This window comes from Amycolatopsis decaplanina DSM 44594, assembly GCF_000342005.1.
GTDB classification, from domain to species: Bacteria; Actinomycetota; Actinomycetes; order Mycobacteriales; family Pseudonocardiaceae; genus Amycolatopsis; species Amycolatopsis decaplanina.
Genome location: NZ_AOHO01000045.1, coordinates 142,734 through 161,798, shown reverse-complemented (window position 1 = coordinate 161,798; position 19,065 = coordinate 142,734). Strand labels below are relative to the sequence as shown.

The window sequence follows — 19,065 nt, the reverse complement described above, 5'->3', positions numbered from 1 at the left end:
CACTTGCGGGGGGTCAGGCCTTGGCGACCGCCACGGTCACCTTGGTGCCCTCCCCGACCGTCCCGGCCGAGCCCTCGGCGACGGCGCCGTAGGCCACCGAAGTCGCCAGCGTCTCCGAAGCGATGAACTCCTCGTGCGTCTTCGCGGCCGTGACCACGTCTTCCGGCGCGTCGACCGTCAGCGCGATCCGGTCGGCGACGTCGAGCCCGGCATCACGGCGGGCCTGCTGGACGACACGGACCAGGTCACGGGCCAGGCCCTCGGCCGACAGCTCGTCGGTCACCTCGGTGTCGAGCAGCACCAGTCCGGCACCTCCGGGCAGTTCCGCGGCAGCGCCACCGCCCTTGGCGACCAGACGCCGGTCGTACTCGCCTTCGACGAGCTCGATCCCGGCGGCCACGACGGCACCGCTCTCCGACGTCGTCCACTCGCCCGCCTTGACGGCCTTGATCACCGTCTGGACGTCCTTGCCCAGCCGCGGTCCGGCGGCGCGGGCGTTCACCGCGACCTCGAACCCGCCGTGCGCGGCGACGTCCGTGGTCAGCTCGACGGACTTGACGTTGACCTCGTCGCGCAGGATGTCGGTGAACTCGCGCAGCGAGTCGGCCTCGTCCGCGGCGACGACCAGCTTGGCCAGCGGCAGCCGCACCCGCAGCTTGTTCGACTTCCGCAGCGAAAGCGCCGAGGAAGCCACCTGGCGCACCCGGTCCATCGCCGTCACCAAAGCCGCGTCCGCGGGCAGGTCGAGCGCGTTCGGCCAGTCGGTCAGGTGCACCGAACGTCCGCCGGTCAGCCCGCGCCAGACGACCTCGGTGGTCAGCGGCAGCAGCGGCGCCACCACCCGCGACGTCACCTCCAGCACGGTGTGCAGGGTGTCGATCGCGTCCTGCTCCCCCGCCCAGAACCGGTCGCGCGACCGGCGCACGTACCAGTTCGTCAGCACTTCCAGGAAGTCGCGGATGGTCGAGCAGGCACCGGCGACGTCGTAGGTGTCGAGCGCGTGCTCGACGTCGGTCACCAGTTCGTGCGTCTTCGCCAGCACGTACCGGTCGAGGATGTGCTTCGAATCCGTGCGCCACTGGCCTTCCACTCCCTCGGCGTTCGCGTAGAGCGCGAGGAAGTAGTACGAGTTCCACAGCGGAAGCACGGCCTGGCGGACGGCGTCGCGGATGCCCTTGTCGGTGACGATCAGGTTCCCGCCGCGCAGGATCGGGCTCGCCATCAGGTACCAGCGCATCGCGTCGGAGCCGTCGCGGTCGAAGACCTCGTTGACGTCCGGGTAGTTGCGCAGCGACTTGGACATCTTCTGACCGTCCGAGCCGAGCACGATCCCGTGCGAGACGCAGGTGCGGAACGCCGGCCGGTCGAACAGCGCGGTCGCCAGCACGTGCAGCAGGTAGAACCAGCCGCGGGTCTGCCCGATGTACTCGACGATGAAGTCGCCCGGGTAGTGGTGCTCGAACCACTCGGTGTTCTCGAACGGGTAGTGCACCTGCGCGTAGGGCATCGAACCCGAGTCGAACCAGACGTCGAACACGTCCTCGATCCGGCGCATGGTGGACTTCCCGGTCGGGTCGTCCGGGTTGGGCCGGGTCAGCTCGTCGATGAAGGGCCGGTGCAGGTTCTCCAGCCGGACACCGAAGTCGCGCTCGAGCTCGTCGAGGGAGCCGTAGACGTCCGTGCGCGGGTACGCCGGGTCGTCCGACTGCCACACCGGGATCGGCGTGCCGAAGTACCGGTTGCGGGAGACCGACCAGTCGCGGGCGTTCTCCAGCCACTTGCCGAACTGGCCGTCCTTGACGTTCTCCGGATACCAGGTGATCTGCTGGTTCAGCTCGACCATCCGGTCCTTGAACTCGGTCACCGCGACGAACCACGACGAGACGGCGCGGTAGATCAGCGGGTTCCGGCAGCGCCAGCAGTGCGGGTACGGGTGCTCGTAGGTCTCGTGGCGCAACAGCACCGCGCCCTGACGACCGGCGGAACCGGTGCCGTTCTTGAGATCCTTGATGATGTTCGGGTTGGCGTCGAACACCTGCTGGCCCGCGTAGTCCGAGACGGTCGCGTCGAACTTGCCCTGCGCGTCGACAGGGGTGACCGGGACGATGCCCGCCGCGTCGGTGACGACCTTGTCCTCTTCACCGTAGGCGGGCGCGATGTGGACGACACCGGTGCCGTCCTCGGTGGTCACGTAGTCCGCGGACAGCACGCGGTGCGCGTTCTCGTGTCCGGTGAAATACGGGAACGGCGGGGCGTAACGGGTCCCGAGCAGCTCGGTCCCGGTGTAGTGCCCGACGACCGTCGGCTCTTCACCGAGCTCGCGAGCGTACGAGGCGACACGCGCTTCGGCGAGCAGAAACCGCTTGCCGTCGGATTCCACCACGACGTAACGCACGTCGGGGTGCACCGCGGTCGCGAGGTTGGACGGCAGCGTCCACGGGGTCGTGGTCCAGATCAGCAGATAGGTGCCGTCGAGCTCGTTGTCGTTGCCCTCCAAGCGGAAACCGACCGTGACGGCCGGGTCCTGGCGGCTGGCGTAGACGTCGTCGTCCATGCGCAGCTCGTGGTTGGACAGCGGGGTCTCGTCGCGCCAGCAGTAAGGCAGGACGCGGTAGCCCTCGTAGACCAGGCCCTTGTCCCACAGCTGCTTGAACGCCCAGATGACCGACTCCATGTAGGACAGGTCGAGCGTCTTGTAGTCGTTGTCGAAGTCGACCCAGCGGGCCTGGCGGGTGACGTAGTCCTGCCATTCGCCGGTGTAGCGCAGCACGGACTCGCGGCAGGCCTCGTTGAAGACGTCGATGCCCATCGCGTCGATCTCGGACTTCTCGGTGATCCCGAGCTGGCGCATGGCCTCGAGTTCGGCGGGCAGTCCGTGGGTGTCCCAGCCGAAGCGGCGCTCGACGCGCTTGCCCTTCATGGTCTGGTAACGCGGCACCAGGTCCTTCACGTACCCGGTGAGCAAGTGACCGTAGTGCGGGAGACCGTTGGCGAACGGCGGGCCGTCGTAGAAGACGTACTCGTTCGAACCGTTGACGCCGGGGTCGCGGGCGTCGATGGAGGCCTGGAAGGTCCGATCGGATTCCCAGTACGCGAGGACGCGCTTTTCCGACTCGGGGAACGAAGGCTGGGACGGGACGCCGGTCTCGCCGTCCATCTGTGCCTTGGGATACATCTTCGGTGCTCCTCGCGGTTCGTCTCTCTCGTACGGGCTTTCACCCACACGGGGACGAGACGGCCGTTTCCGGCGCGTTCCGCGGTACCACCCCGCTTGCCCGGCCGGTGGTGTTCCGGCTGGGCCGCTCATTCGACGGCTGTGACGGGCCGTACCCGTCCGGTTCTACTGAGGGCGCTTGCCCTGTTCTTCCGGAGGCTCCCCGGTGATGGCCGGATCGGTGCCAGTTGGTTCAAGGGTAGCGCGCGAGGGCAACCGAGTTGCCCGGGGTGGGTGGAAACCCGACCACGCGGGTTCGCCTTGGCTACTGACGACTCCGGATCGCGGAACGGCCGGGAGTAATGCGCGGTGAGGGACCGACGGTTTCGGCGATACTGCCGGATATGCAGCGAGACGACTGGCTGGCCGGACAAGCCCGGAACTTCACCGCACTGCGCGGCAGGCGGGTCGACAAGTGGACCGGTATCGAGATGGCTCTACGGGAAGACGTGGCGGGAACCGGCCCGCAGTTCGCCGACCCCGAAATTCCTTGCCTTCAGCTGTACTGGCTTCAGGCGTGGCTGGACGATGGCAGCGCGGTGGAGATCGGCACCTATCAGGATGACGATGGATTCGGCCTCTGCGGCCACTCGTCGGACAAGTCGTACGACGACGGTCGGTGGAACGGGATCTATCGTTGGAGGTCCTTTCCCGAGTTGCCTGCCGGTTCGGCCGAGCATGTGGCCGTCTTCCTCGACCAGGCACTTCTTGGCCGAAGTCCACCTCCGGATCGGAACACGGCCGCTGGCGCTGGTCGCGGGCGAACTGGAGGAGACGCACGAGGGCGGGTTGATCTTCCAACGAACCGACGAATCGGTCCTCGCCTTCACCGACCTCGTTGCTGTCGAGCGTGTCCCCTGGAGCACGACGCGACAAGTCCGCCGCGCGGACTGTTGAAAGCGCGAAGGTATAGGACGTTATACACGCATCAGGTCGGCCTATGTCCGGAGGTGCATGGTGTTGCGTCTTGGTGTTCCGGTGGGGTCGAGGTAGGCGGGCGGGCTGAATTCGGGGAGTCCGTCTTGGGTGATGCGGACTTTCCATTCGCCGTGGTGGATCAACCGGTGATGCCGAGTGCACAACAACACCAGGTTGTCGATTTTTGTTTCGCCGTGGTGGCGCCAGAAGACGATGTGGTGCAATGCCGGGAACTTAAGGCCAGTGGGGCGGTCGCGTTTCAGGCATGTTCGCCCAGGTCGGGCGGTCCGACTCCAGTAAATACCGCCCGTTCAGGCGCTAATGGTTCGCCGGCGAGGGTTGGTGGAGTCCGTGAAGGCCTCCTTGAGGGACTCTGAGTCCCTCAAGGAGGCCTTCACGGACTTGAGAACACGAGCAAATGATGCCCAATCGGACAATTCGACGCAGTGGACGTCCTTTATGGACGATCTGAGAAACCTCAGGCACTGCCGCTTAAGTTCCTGGCATTGCGATGTGGCGGGCGGTACAACGCGGCACTGGCATGTCACAGCCGATCGCGTCGATCTGCGAACCGCCGATCGCGCCCTCGGCCGCGGCTTCAGCCGTCAGAGGAGCCAATGGTGGAACGACACCGCCACCCACCCCCACACCGGGATGCAACGCCAGCACCCGGTCGGCACGGGCACCGGCTTCCTTATCGGTCACCTGGAAATCCTCGAAAATCAACACCGCCAACGTCGAATGACCGCTGCAGGCACGAACCCCGCGCGCATTGATTTCCGCCAGGATCGCATTCTGCTCCGCATTCATCTGACGCTTCAGCACTGCCAATTCCTGCTTCCGGGCATGCAGCGTCGCCGTATCGACACGCCACCACTCGGTGCGCGTCATCTCGGGTCTTGTGCTATCGCATATTCAGGCTACAGAGACCGGCGAGGCAACCTGGGAAATACGTGGATCGCCTGGATCTGACCTCGTCATGGCGCCCGCGGGGAAGATTCAGGACGTCGTAAGCCGCGGACCTTGGTGATACGACCGGGCTCGAGTTGCCGTCCCCGCCACCGCCTCTAGGTTGACGGGTATGTCGATCTACGGGGCCCGATGAAAGGGCCCGGACTCCTCATCGTCCTGCTGGTGGTTCTCGGCGGCGTCAGCGGGCTCGGGTTCCTCCTGGGACTGGGCAACGCGGCCGTCCTGGCGGCCCTCACCGCGCTCTTCTGTCTCATCGCGGCGGTCGGCGGGCCGCTTTGGGCGGATCTGCGGTTGCTGGCGTGGTTCGCGCCCGCGCTGATCCTCGCGGTCGGTGTGCCGCGGTTACTGGGGGCGGTGTCGCAGTGGGCGGCGATCGGGCTGCTGGTGGTGATCGTGGTCGTCGCCGGGTTGTTGCCCGTGCTCGGGGCACGGTTCGTCACGGTCGGGCTGGGGCTCGGGATGGCATCGCTGTTCGGTTACGGCTTCCAAGTGACCGGGACGGCGTCGGCGGGGCAGGTCCTGGGCGCGCCCGCGCTCGCGGTGGGGGTCGTGATCCTGTTGCGAGCGTTGATGGGCGTGAAGGATCCGGCCGAACCGACCCGTGACGCGCTGGCCGGCGCGCTCGAGTCGGGGTCGTCTGAAACGCAGGAGCGCGCGGCGCGGCTTTGGCTCGCGGACCGGCCCCGTCGCTGGACCGGCAGGGTCCTCGGCGGCATGTTCCGGTATCGCGCGGCGACCGGGTTGCTCGAGATCCGCCGGAAACGGCTGGACAGCCCCGAAATCGGTGAAACGCTCGACGCGGCCAAGGAAGAAGCCGCCAGGCTCGCCGAGGCCGTCCGAAGCCCGACGGCACCGGACGAAATCGAACCGTTGCGGCGCAGGGAACCCTCCGGACTTCCCGGCGCCACGGCAAGGCTCGTCACCGCGCTCTGGGAGGCCCTCGAAACCATCCGGACCGCGGCGATCGAACGCGATGAGTCGCGTGTGGACGTTCCGAAAGGACTTCGGAAGGAGCTACGCCGGATCGAGCTGAGCGGCGCGTTTTCCTGGCAGTCGGCCCAGTTCCGACACGCGCTTCGCTGCGGGCTCGGCGTCGGGCTGGCGCTCGTGGTCGCGAGTTTCCGGCCCGGCGACCCGCTCACCGTGTCCTTCCTGCTCGGCACTTTCGCCATCATGCAACCGGAATGGCGGGACAGCCTCGGCAAGGCCTGGCAACGGATCGCCGGCTCACTTGGCGGCGCTGTCGTACTCACCCTCGTTCTTTGGCTTCTGCCGCAAGGGTTTCTGCTGCCGATCGGGCTGGTCGCACTGCTCGGCGGGTTCTCGTTCATGCGGACGCGTCCGGCGGTGTTCAACGGCTGCATGGTCCTGATGTCGGTCGGCATGAACGCGACCACCAGGCATCTCGACCCGCGTTACGTGCTCGTCGAGTACCTGCTCCTCATGGTCCTCGCCGGCGCCATCGCCCTGCTGTTCGGTTTCGCCGCGATTCCCGGCGTGCCGAAACCCGGTCCGGGGGAACGGTTCGAGAGCGCTGTCGGCGCCTCCCGTGCGCTGCTCGGCTCGGTGGGGCGGAAACTGCGCGGCGAGGACGTCGACCCGCGGACGCTCGGGCTCGAGTTCCGTGCCGCCGCCGTCGCTCACCACGGCCTGCTCGCCGCGGAACCGGGTACCAAGGAACCCTCGCCCGGCCAGCGGGACGCGCTGGAGAACGCCGCCGAAGCCTTGCGCGGTCTGTCCGTCACGGCGTCGTCGCTTTTGCTGCGGCCCGGATCGGCCGGAGCGGCGGACGCCCTCGACGAGGCGGCACGCACGCTCGGCACCGATGAGGCAGCGGAGATCCCGGTGCCGCGGGACGCGGACGAGGAACAGCGTCTGGTGCTCGACACGATCGCCGCCGACGTGGTGGCGGTCGGCGAAGCGGCTCAGACGCTCAAAGGGGCCTAGGCCTTCTCGCGGTGTTGTCCGGCGATCTCGGCGTCGGGCGTGCACAGCGCGCACGGGGTGAACCCGAGCTGCCGCGCCTCCCCGATGCCGAGCGGGATCGTGTCCCGGGATTCGAGCCACGCGCACGAAGTCACGTGATAGCGCGGGTACTCGTCGACGACGACGACCTCGACCTCGAGTTCGGAGACGACCGCGACATCCGCGGCGTCGCTCTTCTCCTCGCCGGGGTCTCCGTCGCGCTGAGGCTCCGGGGTCTCGTCCGCGTCGCCCAGCTCACCGGCGGCGGGCATCAAGACGGTCTGCTCGACGTCCTCGGGTTTCTTCTCCTCGTCCGCGTCGCTCTCTTCGACGTCGGTCGAATCGTCGGCCTCAACCGGGTCTTCGGTCTCTTCGGAGTCGGCGCCGGCCTCGTCGGTCGCGCGCTTCTTCCGGCGGTGCAGCCAGTCGAAGACGAGCAGCAACCCGGCTACGACGGAGAGACCGATGGAGATCCAGGCCCACAGGGAGTTCGCGGTGATGAGCGCCGCGACGAGCAGCCCCAGAGCCGCCAGTACCAGTACCAGGACGATGTAGAGCACGGTGAATTACAACACGAGGGCCAAGCGAAACGGCCCCGACCCTCCGGAGAGTGCCGAGGCCGTTCCACTGGGTAGAAATCAGGCGGGGTGGAGATCAGCCCGCTTCGGCCCGGGGGCCGAACGAGTAGCCCTGTCCGCTACCGGAGGACGACGACTGCCCCGAGTTCGACGAGGACGCCGAGGCGGGAGCGGCCGAACCGCGGTCGTCGAGCTCACGCAGCTGGGACTCGAGGAATCCGCGCAGCCTCGTGCGGTACTCCCGCTCGATCGTGCGCAGCTCTTCGATCTTCTTGCCCAGCGAGCCCTTCTCCGCGTTCATGTTGTTCATGGTCTCGGTGTACTTGCGCTGAGCCTCGCGCTCCATGGTCGTCGCCTTGTCGCGCGCCTGGCGCTCCAAGGTCTCGGCACGGGTCCGCGCGTCGTTCAGCATGGTCTCGGCGCGGGTGCGCGCCTCGTTCACCATCGAGTCCGACTTGGACCGCGCGTCCGACAGCAGCTGCTCGGACTTGGTCCGGGCTTCGGCGAGCATGCCGTCCGACTCGGTCTTGGCCTCGGCGGTGAGCCTGTCGGCCATTTCCTGCGCCAGCCCGAGCACCTTCGCGGCCTGGACGTTGGGCTCCCCGTTGTCCGGCACCATCGAGTGGGCCTGGGTCTGCTCCATCGCCGACTGCGGCGGCACCGGCGTCAGGCGACGCGACGGCTCGTCGCGTACCTGCGGCGGCGGGCCGACGGCGCCGGCCTTGGCGTTCTCGAGCTCACCACGGGTGGTCTCGAGCTCGTTGTCGAGCTGCTCGACCTGCTGCCGCAGCTCGTTGTTGTCCTCGATCAACCGGGCAAGCTCGGTCTCCACCAGGTCGAGGAACGCGTCCACCTCGTCCTCGTTGTAGCCCCTTTTGCCAATGGGCGGCTTGCTGAACGCGACGTTATGCACGTCAGCGGGGGTCAACGACATCAGATCACCTCACGCACTCCATGGCCTGCAGGTCCACCGGGGCTTCCCCGAAAATCACCCTGGCGTTGCCAGCTGCATCGCGAAGAACACAACCAACAGCAGCACCATAATCGATAAGTCCAGTCCGACGCCGCCGATTCGTACGGTCGGGATGATTCGTCTGAACAGACGAACCGGTGGGTCGGTCACTGTGTAGATGGTCTCGAGCGTTACCGCAACCCCTCCGGCAGGACGCCACTCGCGAGCGAAAGCACGCACGAGCTCGACGACGATCCGTGCCGTCAGCAGGAGCCAGAAGGCGAACAGCACGTACCAGACGACCAGCAACACAGCATTCACGTAACCACTCTGCCATGCCCCGCGTCAAAAGACGCGGTCGAGGGGCCAGAGATGCCGATGAGTCGACAAAATCACATCCGGCTGCGCTCAGCGGTCACCGGGTGATCAGCCGCGCAGGAATAATCCGCCTTCGGCAATCCGCCGACGGTCCTCCGCGGTGACATCCACATCGGGCGGTGAGAGAAGGAACACCTTGTTGGTGACCTTGTCCATCGACCCGCGCAACGCGAAGGCGAGTCCCGCGGCGAAGTCGACGAGACGCTTCGCGTCCGCGTTCTCCATCTCCGTGAGGTTCATGATCACCGGGATGCCTTCCCGGTAGTGCTCCCCGATCGCGCGCGCCTCCGCGTAACTCGTCGGGTGCAGCGTCGTGATCCGGCTCAACGGGTCACGCACCGCAGGGCGGACCGGCTCGGTGACCGGCCGCAGCCGCGCGACCGGCTCCGGCTGGCGGTCGATCGCCAGCGCTCCGTGGACGGCAGGCTCCGGACTGGCCACGGAGCGTGACCGAGGCCGGGGCGCCGGCTCGTCATAAGTGTCGTCGACATCCCGGTAACGTCCACCCCGTGACCGGGCCTGCGGCTCGTCGTCGTAGTCATATTCGTCTTCGGCGTAGCCTCGCCGGTAGTCGTCCTCGACGTCATAGCCGTCTTCGTCCGCGGGCACCATCCCGAAGTAGGCCTTCAGCTTCTGCAGCGCGCTCATGCCTCTCCCTAGCCTTAGCCGCGTCCCGCACCGTGCTCCCCCGCCCTCGCCGCCACTCCCCGTAACGACGAGACGGTATTCCCTAGGGCGAGGCTAAACCGCGTCCACCGAGCAACGCGGTTCCGACACGCACACAGGTCGAGCCGTGCGCGATCGCCTGCTCGAGATCATTGCTCATTCCGGCGGAGATCTCACGGGCATTTGGGTGATCTTCCCGTAGACGCTCCGACGCACGAGCGAGCTTCTCGAACGCCTCTGCGGGGTCAGTACCCAGCGGAGCCACCGCCATAAGCCCTCGGAGGCGAATATCACCCACATAGGCTATCCGCGCCGCCAAATGGCCCACTTCGCTCAACCGAATGCCCCCGCGCTTCGGATCGTCATCGAGACTTACTTGAATGAGGACGTCCAACGGGTGATCACGTTGCCCGGAATCGAGCGCCGACTTGGTCGCCTTCGCGAGTGCGTCGGCGAGACGCTCGGAGTCGACGGACTGGACTTCGTCCGCCCAGCGCACGACCGATTTGGCCTTGTTCCGCTGCAAACTGCCGACCATATGCCAGCGGATGCGGGCGTCCGGACGCAGAGCGGCGACCTCTTCGGCCTTCGCGGCCGCTTCCTGATCGCGGTTCTCGGCGAGGTCGAGTGCGCCGAGGTCGGCGAGCAGCGCGGCGTCGAGCGCCGGGAAGGTCTTGGTGACCGCGAGCAACTTGACCTCGTCGCGGGCCCGGCCCGCCGCCTCGCACGCGGCGACGATCCGTTCTTCCACTTCGGCGAGGGAGGCGGCCAGTTCCCCCTTGCGGGCCGTGTTCATGCCGCCTCCGCGGGAGAAAGTACGTCGGCGGTGCTCACGACGCGTCCAGCCACGTGATTCCGGCGATCCGGCCGGTGGTGCCGTCGCGGCGGAAGCTGAACAGGGTCTTGTCTTCGTTGGTACAGCGCGGATCGACGCCGATCTTGCCGACGCCGAGGTCGGCCAGTTGCCGCCAGAGACCGGCGCGCAGGTCGAGCCCCGGCGTACCCTTGCGGGTTTTGCAGGCGCTGCCCGGCACGTGCTTCTCGACGTCGGCGGCCATGTCGGCGGGGACTTCGTAGCAGTCGCCGCAGATCGCGGGACCGAGCAGCGCTTCGGTCCGGCCCGGTTCGGCGCCGAGCGAACGCATCGCCTCGATCGCGGCGGGGACGACACCGACCCTGGCGCCGACGCGGCCCGCGTGGACGGCGGCGGCGACACCGGCTTCGACGTCGGCCAGTAGAAGAGGAACGCAGTCGGCGACGAGCACGACGAGCGCGAGGCCGGGCTCGGCCGTCACGAGCGCGTCGGTCGCTTCGGCGGCGGAGGTCTCGGAACCGTCGACGACGGTGGCGGTGCGACCGTGGACCTGCTCCATCCACGCCAGCCTGTCCTCGGCGAGGCCGAGTTCGGCGGCGAGGCGTTTGCGGTTGGCGTAGACGTCGCCCGCGTCGTCACCGACGTGATCACCGAGGTTGAAGGTGTCGTAAGGGGCACGGGAAGCCCCGCCCGCCCTTGTCGTGACAACCCGCCGTACCCGCACGCGTTTCCTCCTAGACCTGAGTGAAGGCCCCCTCGACTGTAGTCAAGGAGGCCTTCACGGAACGTACTGGCGAGCTACCGCCGCATGAACGGGGGCACGTCGACCTCGTCGTCCGACGGGTCGTCGTGCACCGGCGTGGCGCGGCCGGGCAGGCTGCCGTGGTTCGTGTTCGACCCGATCGGCGAGTAGCCGCGCGAACCGCCGCCGGGCTGCGGGAGCCCGCCGGTCATCGAGCCGTTGCCCTCGTTACGGGTGGACGGCATCGGCGTGTGCGTGCGCGGCGGCGCGACCGGGTAGCCGTTCGAACCGGTCGACGGTACCGGCGTGGCGCCCGAAGGCGGGCTCTGCACCGGAGTCGCCCCGCCGCCGTTGACCTGGCCCGCCTGGGCGGACGCGGTCGAGTTCGACCGAGAGCCGAACGCCGGCGGGTCGAGCTTCTTGTGGGTCGGGGTGCCGGCGTCGAAACCGGCCGCGATCACCGTGACCCGGACCTCGTCGCCGAGCGAGTCGTCGATGATCGTCCCGAAGATGATGTTGGCGTCGGGGTGCGCGGACTCCTGCACCAGCGACGCGGCTTCGTTGATCTCGAACAACCCGAGATCCGATCCGCCCGCGATCGACAGCAGCGCGCCGTGCGCCCCGTCCATCGACGCTTCCAGCAGCGGCGAGTTGATCGCCTTCTCCGCCGCCTGGATCGCCCGGCCCTCACCGCGCGCCGAGCCGATGCCCATCAGCGCGGAGCCCGCGCCGGACATGACGCTCTTGACGTCGGCGAAGTCCAGGTTGATCAGACCCGGCGTGGTGATCAGGTCGGTGATGCCCTGGACACCCGAAAGCAGCACCTCGTCGGCCGAGCGGAAGGCGTCCATCAGCGAGACGCCGATGTCGCCCAGCTGCAGCAGCCGGTCGTTCGGGATGACGATGAGGGTGTCGCATTCGTTGCGCAGCTGCTGGATGCCCTCTTCGGCCTGCTTGCTGCGGCGCTTGCCCTCGAAGGTGAACGGGCGGGTGACGACGCCGATGGTCAGCGCGCCGAGTTTGCGGGCGATCTGGGCGACGACGGGCGCGCCACCGGTGCCGGTGCCGCCGCCCTCACCCGCGGTCACGAACACCATGTCGGCGCCCTTGATGACCTCTTCGATCTCTTCGCGGTGGTCCTCGGCGGCCTTCTGCCCCACCTCGGGGGCGGCGCCGGCACCGAGGCCGCGGGTCAGTTCCCGGCCGATGTCGAGCTTGACGTCGGCGTCGGACATGAGCAGTGCCTGAGCGTCGGTGTTCACCGCGATGAACTCGACACCTTTGAGGCCGACCTCGATCATGCGGTTCACGGCGTTAACTCCGCCGCCGCCGATACCGACGACCTTGATCACCGCAAGGTAGTTGTGCGGGGGCGTCATCGGAGCCGCCTTCCTGATCGTGTGTGCTCGTGCTGCCCGCCGGTCGCTGAGCCTGTGCCGAACCCTCGAGCTGAAGTTCAGATTGAGAGTTATGTCAACTGCCGACGTTGAAGCAGGACGGTATGCACCAGGCAGGCTCGAATCCAGTAGCCACGCCGTGTGTCGCAAAGGTGTTTTGCCACAACATGTTCGCGGGCGCAAGAGCGAGACCCGGTCGCGGCGGCGAACGGCGGCCTGGTAAGGGCGGAGATCAGGTGGGCATGGACATGACCATGACGACATCCTTCGAAGGCGATCCGGTCGGTGATCCGCCGGCCTGTTCGACGCTGAGCGCGAACTTCTCGGCACCGCCGAGTCCGTCGGCGACCAGCAGCGCACCGTCCTGACCACCGGAAATGAGCCCGGCGGGCTTGGGTGCGGTCCCCGGGTACATCAGCCAAGCCTGGTACGTCCGGCCCGGCTCGTTCTTCGGCAGCTGCGCCGCCATGAAGACGAGCCGGTCCTTCGCTCGCGACATCATCACGGTCCCGCCGCCCCCGGCGGAGGTCTCGGCGTGCCCGGTCCGGAGGTCGGCGGCCGCAAGGACGTCGGCGACCGGGGCGTACCGGTCCGCGTACACCGCCGCGCGCTCCCGCGCGGCGGTCAGCTGCGAGTGGTTGTCGTAGGCGATTCCGCCGAACACGGCGGTGCCCGCCAGTCCGACGACCGCCGCCGCGACCGCGGCGATCGCCCAGCGCGGGGCACGGCGTCGATCCTTGACGCGCTCCCCGGTGCCGAAGCGCGTCTTCGGCGGCTGCTGCCTGGTCGCCATCGCCTCGGCGAGCACGCGGTGCTTGAGCTCGGGCGGCGGGTCTTCGGCCAGAGCCGCACCGAGGCGGGTCGCGGTCATCTGCAGTTCGAGGACCTCTTGAGCGCACGAAGCGCACTCGGCGAGGTGCCGCTGGAACTGGGCACGCTCCACTTCGGACAGCGCGTCGACGGCGTAGGCCCCGGTGAGCGTGTGCATTTCGGGCATGGTCATGACGTCACCCCCAAACAGTCCCGGAGCCTGATCAGGCCGTCCCGGAGCCGTGTCTTGATCGTTCCGTGCGGGGTCTGCAGCACCTCTGAGACCTCGCGATAGGTATAGCCCTGGTAATAGGCGAGCAGTACGGATTCCCGTTGCAGCTCGGTGAGAGTGGTCAGGCAGCGGCGCACCTGCGAACGCTCCCAGCGGGCCGCGACGGCCTCGGCCACCTCGTCGAAGGGGCGGGCACGGGCGGCCTCGAAGGTCGCCTTGACCTCACGGTCCGAACTGGCCCGCGCCGAGCGGACACGGTCGACGGCACGGCGGTGCGCGAGCGTCATGGCCCAGTTCAGCGCGCTCCCCCGCTCCGGGGAGTAGCGCGAGGCCGTGCGCCACAACTCCACCATGACCTCCTGAGTGACTTCTTCGGATTGCGCGGCGTCACGGAGGATCCGCCGCACGAGGCCGAAGATCGGACCGGCGAGCCGGTCGTACAAGGCGTCGAAGGCGCGCTCGTCACCCTTCGCGACCCGGACGAGCAGGTCCTCGGCCGTCGGACCGGCCGGTTCGCCGTCACCTTCGGGAACCGGCGCCATGTGGCGCGGACGTGCCGTTTCATCGATCAAGTCTGCCTCCGGCCGTCTGCGGCGTCCGCGTGGTCATCGGCGCCTTCTTCAACCACAGTCTGACCCCATGCCGCCGGATCAGCGCGGAGACCCGGTGTGGCATGAGCGGACGGGTGAGCAGCATATGCGCCAGCCACTTGGCGGTGGCCGGCCGTCGCACGCCGCGCAGCGACGCGGTCAGCGGTGTCTTCCCGTCCTGGCGGAGGGCGATCTTGACCGAGAGCAGCGACTCCGGCCTCGGCACTTCCATCCGGTACCCGCCGTCCATCGTTTGGAACGGCGAGACGTAGAACTCCTTGTCTGCGAAGGCGTTCCCGTCCGCGTCGGGCCGCAGGAGGTACGCGTGCCTGCCGCCGTAGGTGTTGTGGACCTCGGCGACGACGCATTCGAGCGCGCCGTCGGGCCGGTGGCACCAGTAGAGCGTGATCGGGTTGAAGTTGTGGCCCAGCATCCGCGCGCCGGCCAGCATCAGCACCCGGCCACCCCGGAGGTCGACGCCGCGAGCCGCGAGCCAGCGATCCAATTTGGACCGGATGCTGGAGGTGTCGTCGGGCGCGAAGTGGTCTCGCGGGTCGAAGCGGGCGAAGGGGCGCAGCCACCACGGCGGTTTCGGCGGCCTGTCGAGATCGATGAACCACAGATAGACGCGGTGGGCGAACGAGATCGGCGGATCGTTGCGCCGGACATGCGCCACCGTGGCGTCGTAGAGCACGGCCATGACGGTCACCATCGCACTCCGAAGTTCTCGGCCGCGCGGACCCCGGACGCGCAGCCGTCCTCGTGGAACCCCCAACCGTGGTACGCGCCCGCGAAAGCGACCACGTCGTCGTCGAGCTCGGGCAGACGGCGCTGGGCGGCGACGGATTCCGGCGTGTAGACGGGGTGTTCGTAGGTCATCTTGGCCAGCACGGAAGCGTCGTCGGGCGCGGCGCCAGGGTTCAGCGTGACGACGTAACCGGTCGGCTCGTCGAGCCGCATCAGGCGGTTCATGTCGTAGGACACCTGGACCGCGCCCTGGTGCGCGCCGCAGAACGGGGTGGCGTAGTTCCAGCCCGCCCGCGCCGATTCCGCCGTCGGGAGGACACCGGTGTCGGTGTGCAGCCACGCCTCGTTGCTGGAGTACCGGAACGAGCCGAGGACGTCGCGCTCGGCCTGGGTCGGCGACGCGAGCAGCTTCAGGGCCTGGTCCGCGTGCGTGGCCAGGACGACCTTGTCGAGCCTGTGCCGGGTGTCGGCGTCGTCGCGGATCTCGACCCCTCGCGCGGTGCGCTCGACCGAGCGGACCGGCGTCGACAGGTGCACGGCCGTCAGCTGCTTGGCGGCGCGTTCGACGTACTCGCGGGAGCCGCCGACGACGGTGCGCCACTTCGGGGACCCGCCGACCGACAGCATCCCGTGGTTGCGCAGGAACTCGAACAGGTAGCGCGCGGGGTACCTGAGCGTGTCGGTCCGGTCGGCGGACCAGACCGTCGAGACGACCGGGAGCATGAAGTGGTCGACGAAGTACTTCGTGTACCCGCCGATCGCGAGGAACGCGCCGAGGGTGACGTCTCCGGCCTCGGGCGCGTCGAGGACGCGCTTCGCGTGCCGATGGAAGCGCTTGATGTCGGCGAGCATCCGCAGGTAGCGCCCGCGGGTGACGTTGCGCGGCTGGGCGAACAGGCCCTTCAGGCCCTTGGCGCCGGCGTACTGGAGACCGCAGCCGTCGCAGCGGATGCTCATCGACATCTCGGTGTCGCGGGTGGCGACGCCCAGTTCGGCGAACAGGCGGAGCAGGTTCGGGTAGGTGCGTTCGTTGTGCACGATGAACCCGGAGTCGACGCCGACGGTGCCGCCGTGCGCGCTCGGGACGTCGTGCGTGTGCGCGTGGCCGCCCAGCCTGTCGTCGGCTTCGAACAGCAGTACTTCGTGGCGGCGTTGCAGCAGGTAGGCGGCCGTGAGGCCGGCCACACCGCTGCCGATGACTCCGATGCGTTGACCCTTGGTGTGCACGTGAGGCATTCGGAGCCGGATCGAGCGAGGATTGGATCGCGTGAACCGGTGCGGCATCCGACCCATCCCTTTCCGGCCCGGGAGCGAATGACGGCTATGCCGAACAGTCCAGCGTCTCGCCTAGTCCCGTTCGTAGAGCGGCTCCTCGGTGGCTCCCTCCCGGTCGGTCTCCGTACCTGGGATGGCGTCCGCGCCGGTCCGCCGGATGCCCCGACCGTGGTCCTCCACAACCGGCGTGCCCTGCGCCGTCTCCTTTACGCACCCGGCGAATTGGGCCTGGCCAGGGCCTATGTATCCGGTGACCTCGATGTCGAAGGCGACCTCGCCGACGGATTCCGCCGGATCTGGGCGCTGACCCGGTCGGGCGCCCTGCGCCGGGCGAAGCTCGGCCCGCGCGAATGGGCCGAGACGCTGCGGATCGCGGTGCGCCTGGGCATCGTCGGGCCGCCGCCCGAACCGCCCGCCGAGGAGGCCCGGCTGTCCGGGAAACTGCACACCCTGCTTCGCGACAAGTCGGCGATCGCGCATCACTACGACCTCAGCAACGCGTTCTACCAGCTGTTGATGGACGAATCGATGGCCTACTCGTCGGCGTACTGGACGTCCGAAGAAGACGGCTACGACCTCGAACAGGCCCAGTGGGACAAACTCGAACTGATCTGCCGCAAGCTCGGTCTCCGGCCCGGGATGCGGCTGCTCGACGTCGGCTGCGGCTGGGGTTCGCTCCTGGTGCACGCGGCGAAGCACCACGGCGTCCAGGCCGTCGGCATCACGCTCTCGGCGGAACAGCTGCAGCACATCCGCGGCCGTCTCGCCCAGCACGACCTGGAGGATCGCGTCGAGGTCCGCCGCCAGGACTATCGCGAGCTGACCGACGAGCCGTTCGACGCGGTCGCCTCCATCGAGATGGGCGAACACGTCGGCGAGGAGAACTACCCCGAGTACACGCGGACGCTGTACCGGATGCTCAAGCCCACCGGACGGCTGGTCCTGCAGCAGATGTCCCGCGGCGCGGTGGCCCCCGGTGGCGGCGCGTTCATCGAGCGCTACATCGCACCCGACATGACGATGCGGCCGCTGAGCCGCACGCTCGGGCATCTGGAGACCGCCGGGTTCGAGATCCGAGACGTCCACGCGCTGCGCGAGCACTACGTGCGTACGGTCCGGGCATGGGAGAAAACGCTCGAGGACAACTGGGACGACGTCGTGGCGCTCATCGGTGAACCCGGCGCGCGGGTCTGGCGACTTTACCTGGTCGGCGGGGCGCTCGCGTTCGAGGAGAACCGGATGGGTGTGGACCAGATCCTCGCGGTCCGTTCGTCGGACGAGGGCTTGAGCGCGCTGCCCGCCACCCGGGAGTGGTCCTGATGCCCCTTGGCTGGACACTCGCGGTCACGGCGGGCGCGACCCTCGTGGCCTTCGTCGTCACCTTCGGGATCGCGCGGTGGCGCAAGCGCTACGACACCGTCGACACGCTGTGGGGGCCGGGCTTCGCACTCGTCGCGCTGGTCGCGGCCCCGCTCGGGGACGGGTCGGTGGCGCTGCGCGTGGTCACCGCGCTGCTGACCGCGGTCTGGGGTGTGCGCCTCGGCGTCCACCTCCACCTGCGCAACCACAAGCTGCCCGAGGACCCGCGCTACGTGCGGATGGCGGAGAGCGCCGGGGAGAATCCGGCACTCAAGCTCTTCGTCCGTGTGTACCTGCTCCAGGCCGTGGTGCTCTGGTTCGTCTCGCTGCCGGTCCAGTTCGCGATGTACGGCGACTCCTTCGGCGTGACGGCGTGGCTCGGTGTCGCGGTGTGGCTGGTCGGCTTCGGGTTCGAGACGGTCGGCGACGAGCAGCTGCGCCGTTTCAAGGCCGACCCGGGCAACAAGGGGAAGGTGCTCGACAGCGGGCTGTGGCGCTACACCCGGCATCCGAACTACTTCGGGGACGCGTGCGTGTGGTGGGGCCTGTACCTGCTGGCGTGTTCGAGCTGGGTGGGGGCGGCGACCGTGCTGTCGCCGATCGCGATGACGTACACGCTGGCGAAGGGAACCGGAAAACCTTTGCTGGAGAAGGGTTTGCAGCGTTCCCGGCCGGGATACGCGACGTACGTCGAGCGGACCAGCGGGTTCTTCCCGCTGCCCCCTCGCCGCCTCACTCCCCGGTGAGACCGTCGGTCAGCTCGCGCAACAGGTCGAGGTGGCCGGCGTGCCTGCCGGTCTCCTCGATCATGTGCGCGATCACGAACCGGACGTTGACCTTGCGGTCGCCGCGGAAGGGGACCTCGTCGTCCAGGCCCATGCCGGCGACGATCTTGCGGCTCCGCTCGCACTCGGCCTCGTAGGCGGCGATCAGCTGCTCGATCGGGGTTTTCATGGCGACCCGGAACTCGGCGTCCGGATCGACCTCCAGCGCCTCCTTCCAGACGTCCTCCTGTCCGTTGAGCACCACGTTGAACCAGTACTGCTCGACGAGGGTCAGGTGCCCGAGCAGACCGGCGACGGTGGTCAGTTCGCTGGGGACGAGCGGCCGCCGGGCCTGCTCGTCGGTGAGGCCGGAGCACTTCCACACGACGGTGGCGCGGAGGAAGTCGAGGAAGCCGTTCAGCTGGGTGCGCTCGTCGCCGGTGAGCGGCGGTTCGGGGCGCTTCGGTTCGTCGGTCATGGTGGTGCAGTCTGCCGGTTTCCTCCGATGATCCGCTAACGAGTTATCCCCGCGCGCACTGTCGACCATCTGTCGCAGAGCCGTGGTCCATGTCCGAACGCGATCCCATCGTTCGAGTGAAACCGGCGGTAGTTAGCGCCGAGGAAACATGACGACCACCCGCCCGTCATGTCAGGCTGGTGCAGTTGTGCCCTAGCCGGAGCGTCAACGAAAG

General features: G+C 68.1%; 19 protein-coding genes. 4 read left to right on the top strand and 15 right to left on the bottom strand.

Annotation, left to right across the window (positions count from 1 at the left end; translation table 11 throughout):
• Positions 1–13: 13 nt before the first annotated feature.
• Positions 14–3,175: an isoleucine--tRNA ligase gene (ileS, locus tag H074_RS10435; RefSeq protein ID WP_007029990.1), complete on the bottom strand. Its 3,162-nt coding sequence runs from the start codon at positions 3,173–3,175 to the stop codon at positions 14–16.
• A gap of 747 nt (positions 3,176–3,922) precedes the next feature.
• Here ileS and H074_RS41260 point away from each other — a divergent pair.
• A complete protein-coding gene (locus tag H074_RS41260) occupies positions 3,923–4,111 on the top strand; it encodes a hypothetical protein (protein WP_200865761.1) in 189 nt (62 codons plus the stop codon).
• A gap of 41 nt (positions 4,112–4,152) precedes the next feature.
• On the opposite strand, the gene H074_RS39175 is transcribed toward H074_RS41260, so the two are convergent.
• Positions 4,153–4,356: an HNH endonuclease gene (locus tag H074_RS39175; protein ID WP_083920398.1), complete on the bottom strand. Its 204-nt coding sequence runs from the start codon at positions 4,354–4,356 to the stop codon at positions 4,153–4,155.
• A 268-nt stretch (positions 4,357–4,624) separates the two neighbouring features.
• The gene (locus H074_RS39170; RefSeq protein WP_007029988.1) at positions 4,625–5,023 is read right to left on the bottom strand and encodes a hypothetical protein; all 399 of its coding nucleotides are present in this window, start codon (positions 5,021–5,023) and stop codon (positions 4,625–4,627) included.
• A gap of 210 nt (positions 5,024–5,233) precedes the next feature.
• Between H074_RS39170 and H074_RS10420 the strand changes: the two genes are divergently transcribed.
• The gene (locus tag H074_RS10420; RefSeq protein ID WP_007029987.1) at positions 5,234–7,051 is read left to right on the top strand and encodes an FUSC family protein; all 1,818 of its coding nucleotides are present in this window, start codon (positions 5,234–5,236) and stop codon (positions 7,049–7,051) included.
• Here the strand turns inward: H074_RS10420 and H074_RS10415 are convergent.
• From H074_RS10415 to H074_RS10365, 11 genes are all read right to left on the bottom strand, one after another.
• Positions 7,048–7,629 carry a hypothetical protein gene (locus H074_RS10415; protein ID WP_007029986.1) on the bottom strand — a complete coding sequence of 194 codons (582 nt, stop codon included), beginning with the start codon at positions 7,627–7,629 and terminating at the stop codon, positions 7,048–7,050. The genes H074_RS10420 and H074_RS10415 overlap by 4 nt on opposite strands.
• Positions 7,630–7,723: 94 nt before the next feature.
• The gene (wag31, locus tag H074_RS10410; RefSeq protein ID WP_007029985.1) at positions 7,724–8,581 is read right to left on the bottom strand and encodes a DivIVA-like cell division protein Wag31; all 858 of its coding nucleotides are present in this window, start codon (positions 8,579–8,581) and stop codon (positions 7,724–7,726) included.
• Between the two features lie 54 nt (positions 8,582–8,635).
• Positions 8,636–8,911, bottom strand: coding sequence for a YggT family protein (locus H074_RS10405; RefSeq protein ID WP_005155180.1), 276 nt, complete (start codon positions 8,909–8,911; stop codon positions 8,636–8,638).
• A 114-nt stretch (positions 8,912–9,025) separates the two neighbouring features.
• Entirely contained in the window at positions 9,026–9,625 is a 600-nt protein-coding gene (locus H074_RS10400) for a cell division protein SepF (protein ID WP_007029984.1), read from the bottom strand.
• Positions 9,626–9,707: 82 nt separating this feature from the next.
• Complete coding sequence (locus tag H074_RS10395; protein ID WP_007029983.1) at positions 9,708–10,439, bottom strand: YggS family pyridoxal phosphate-dependent enzyme; 732 nt, start codon at positions 10,437–10,439, stop codon at positions 9,708–9,710.
• A gap of 34 nt (positions 10,440–10,473) precedes the next feature.
• Positions 10,474–11,181 (bottom strand): peptidoglycan editing factor PgeF, encoded by a 708-nt coding sequence (gene pgeF / locus H074_RS10390; RefSeq protein WP_007029982.1) that lies wholly within the window; start codon positions 11,179–11,181, stop codon positions 10,474–10,476.
• 74 nt (positions 11,182–11,255) lie between these two features.
• Positions 11,256–12,578: a cell division protein FtsZ gene (ftsZ, locus tag H074_RS10385; RefSeq protein WP_007029981.1), complete on the bottom strand. Its 1,323-nt coding sequence runs from the start codon at positions 12,576–12,578 to the stop codon at positions 11,256–11,258.
• Positions 12,579–12,828: 250 nt separating this feature from the next.
• Complete coding sequence (locus H074_RS10380) at positions 12,829–13,599, bottom strand: anti-sigma factor (protein ID WP_007029980.1); 771 nt, start codon at positions 13,597–13,599, stop codon at positions 12,829–12,831.
• Positions 13,596–14,180 (bottom strand): ECF RNA polymerase sigma factor SigK, encoded by a 585-nt coding sequence (gene sigK, locus H074_RS10375; RefSeq protein ID WP_007029979.1) that lies wholly within the window; start codon positions 14,178–14,180, stop codon positions 13,596–13,598. Before sigK ends, H074_RS10380 begins: the two co-directional genes overlap by 4 nt.
• Positions 14,181–14,199: 19 nt before the next feature.
• A complete protein-coding gene (locus tag H074_RS10370) occupies positions 14,200–14,940 on the bottom strand; it encodes a DUF1365 domain-containing protein (RefSeq protein WP_007029978.1) in 741 nt (246 codons plus the stop codon).
• Positions 14,934–16,211 (bottom strand): NAD(P)/FAD-dependent oxidoreductase, encoded by a 1,278-nt coding sequence (locus tag H074_RS10365; RefSeq protein ID WP_039922123.1) that lies wholly within the window; start codon positions 16,209–16,211, stop codon positions 14,934–14,936. The genes H074_RS10370 and H074_RS10365 overlap by 7 nt, the downstream gene beginning before the upstream one ends.
• Before the next feature lie 87 nt (positions 16,212–16,298).
• Here H074_RS10365 and H074_RS10360 point away from each other — a divergent pair, with 87 nt between their 5' ends.
• Entirely contained in the window at positions 16,299–17,570 is a 1,272-nt protein-coding gene (locus H074_RS10360) for an SAM-dependent methyltransferase (protein ID WP_039922032.1), read from the top strand.
• The gene (locus H074_RS10355) at positions 17,570–18,355 is read left to right on the top strand and encodes a DUF1295 domain-containing protein (protein ID WP_007029975.1); all 786 of its coding nucleotides are present in this window, start codon (positions 17,570–17,572) and stop codon (positions 18,353–18,355) included. Before H074_RS10360 ends, H074_RS10355 begins: the two co-directional genes overlap by 1 nt.
• Here the strand turns inward: H074_RS10355 and H074_RS10350 are convergent.
• Entirely contained in the window at positions 18,342–18,851 is a 510-nt protein-coding gene (locus tag H074_RS10350; RefSeq protein WP_007029974.1) for a DinB family protein, read from the bottom strand. The genes H074_RS10355 and H074_RS10350 overlap by 14 nt on opposite strands.
• Between the last annotated feature and the right edge of the window lie 214 nt (positions 18,852–19,065).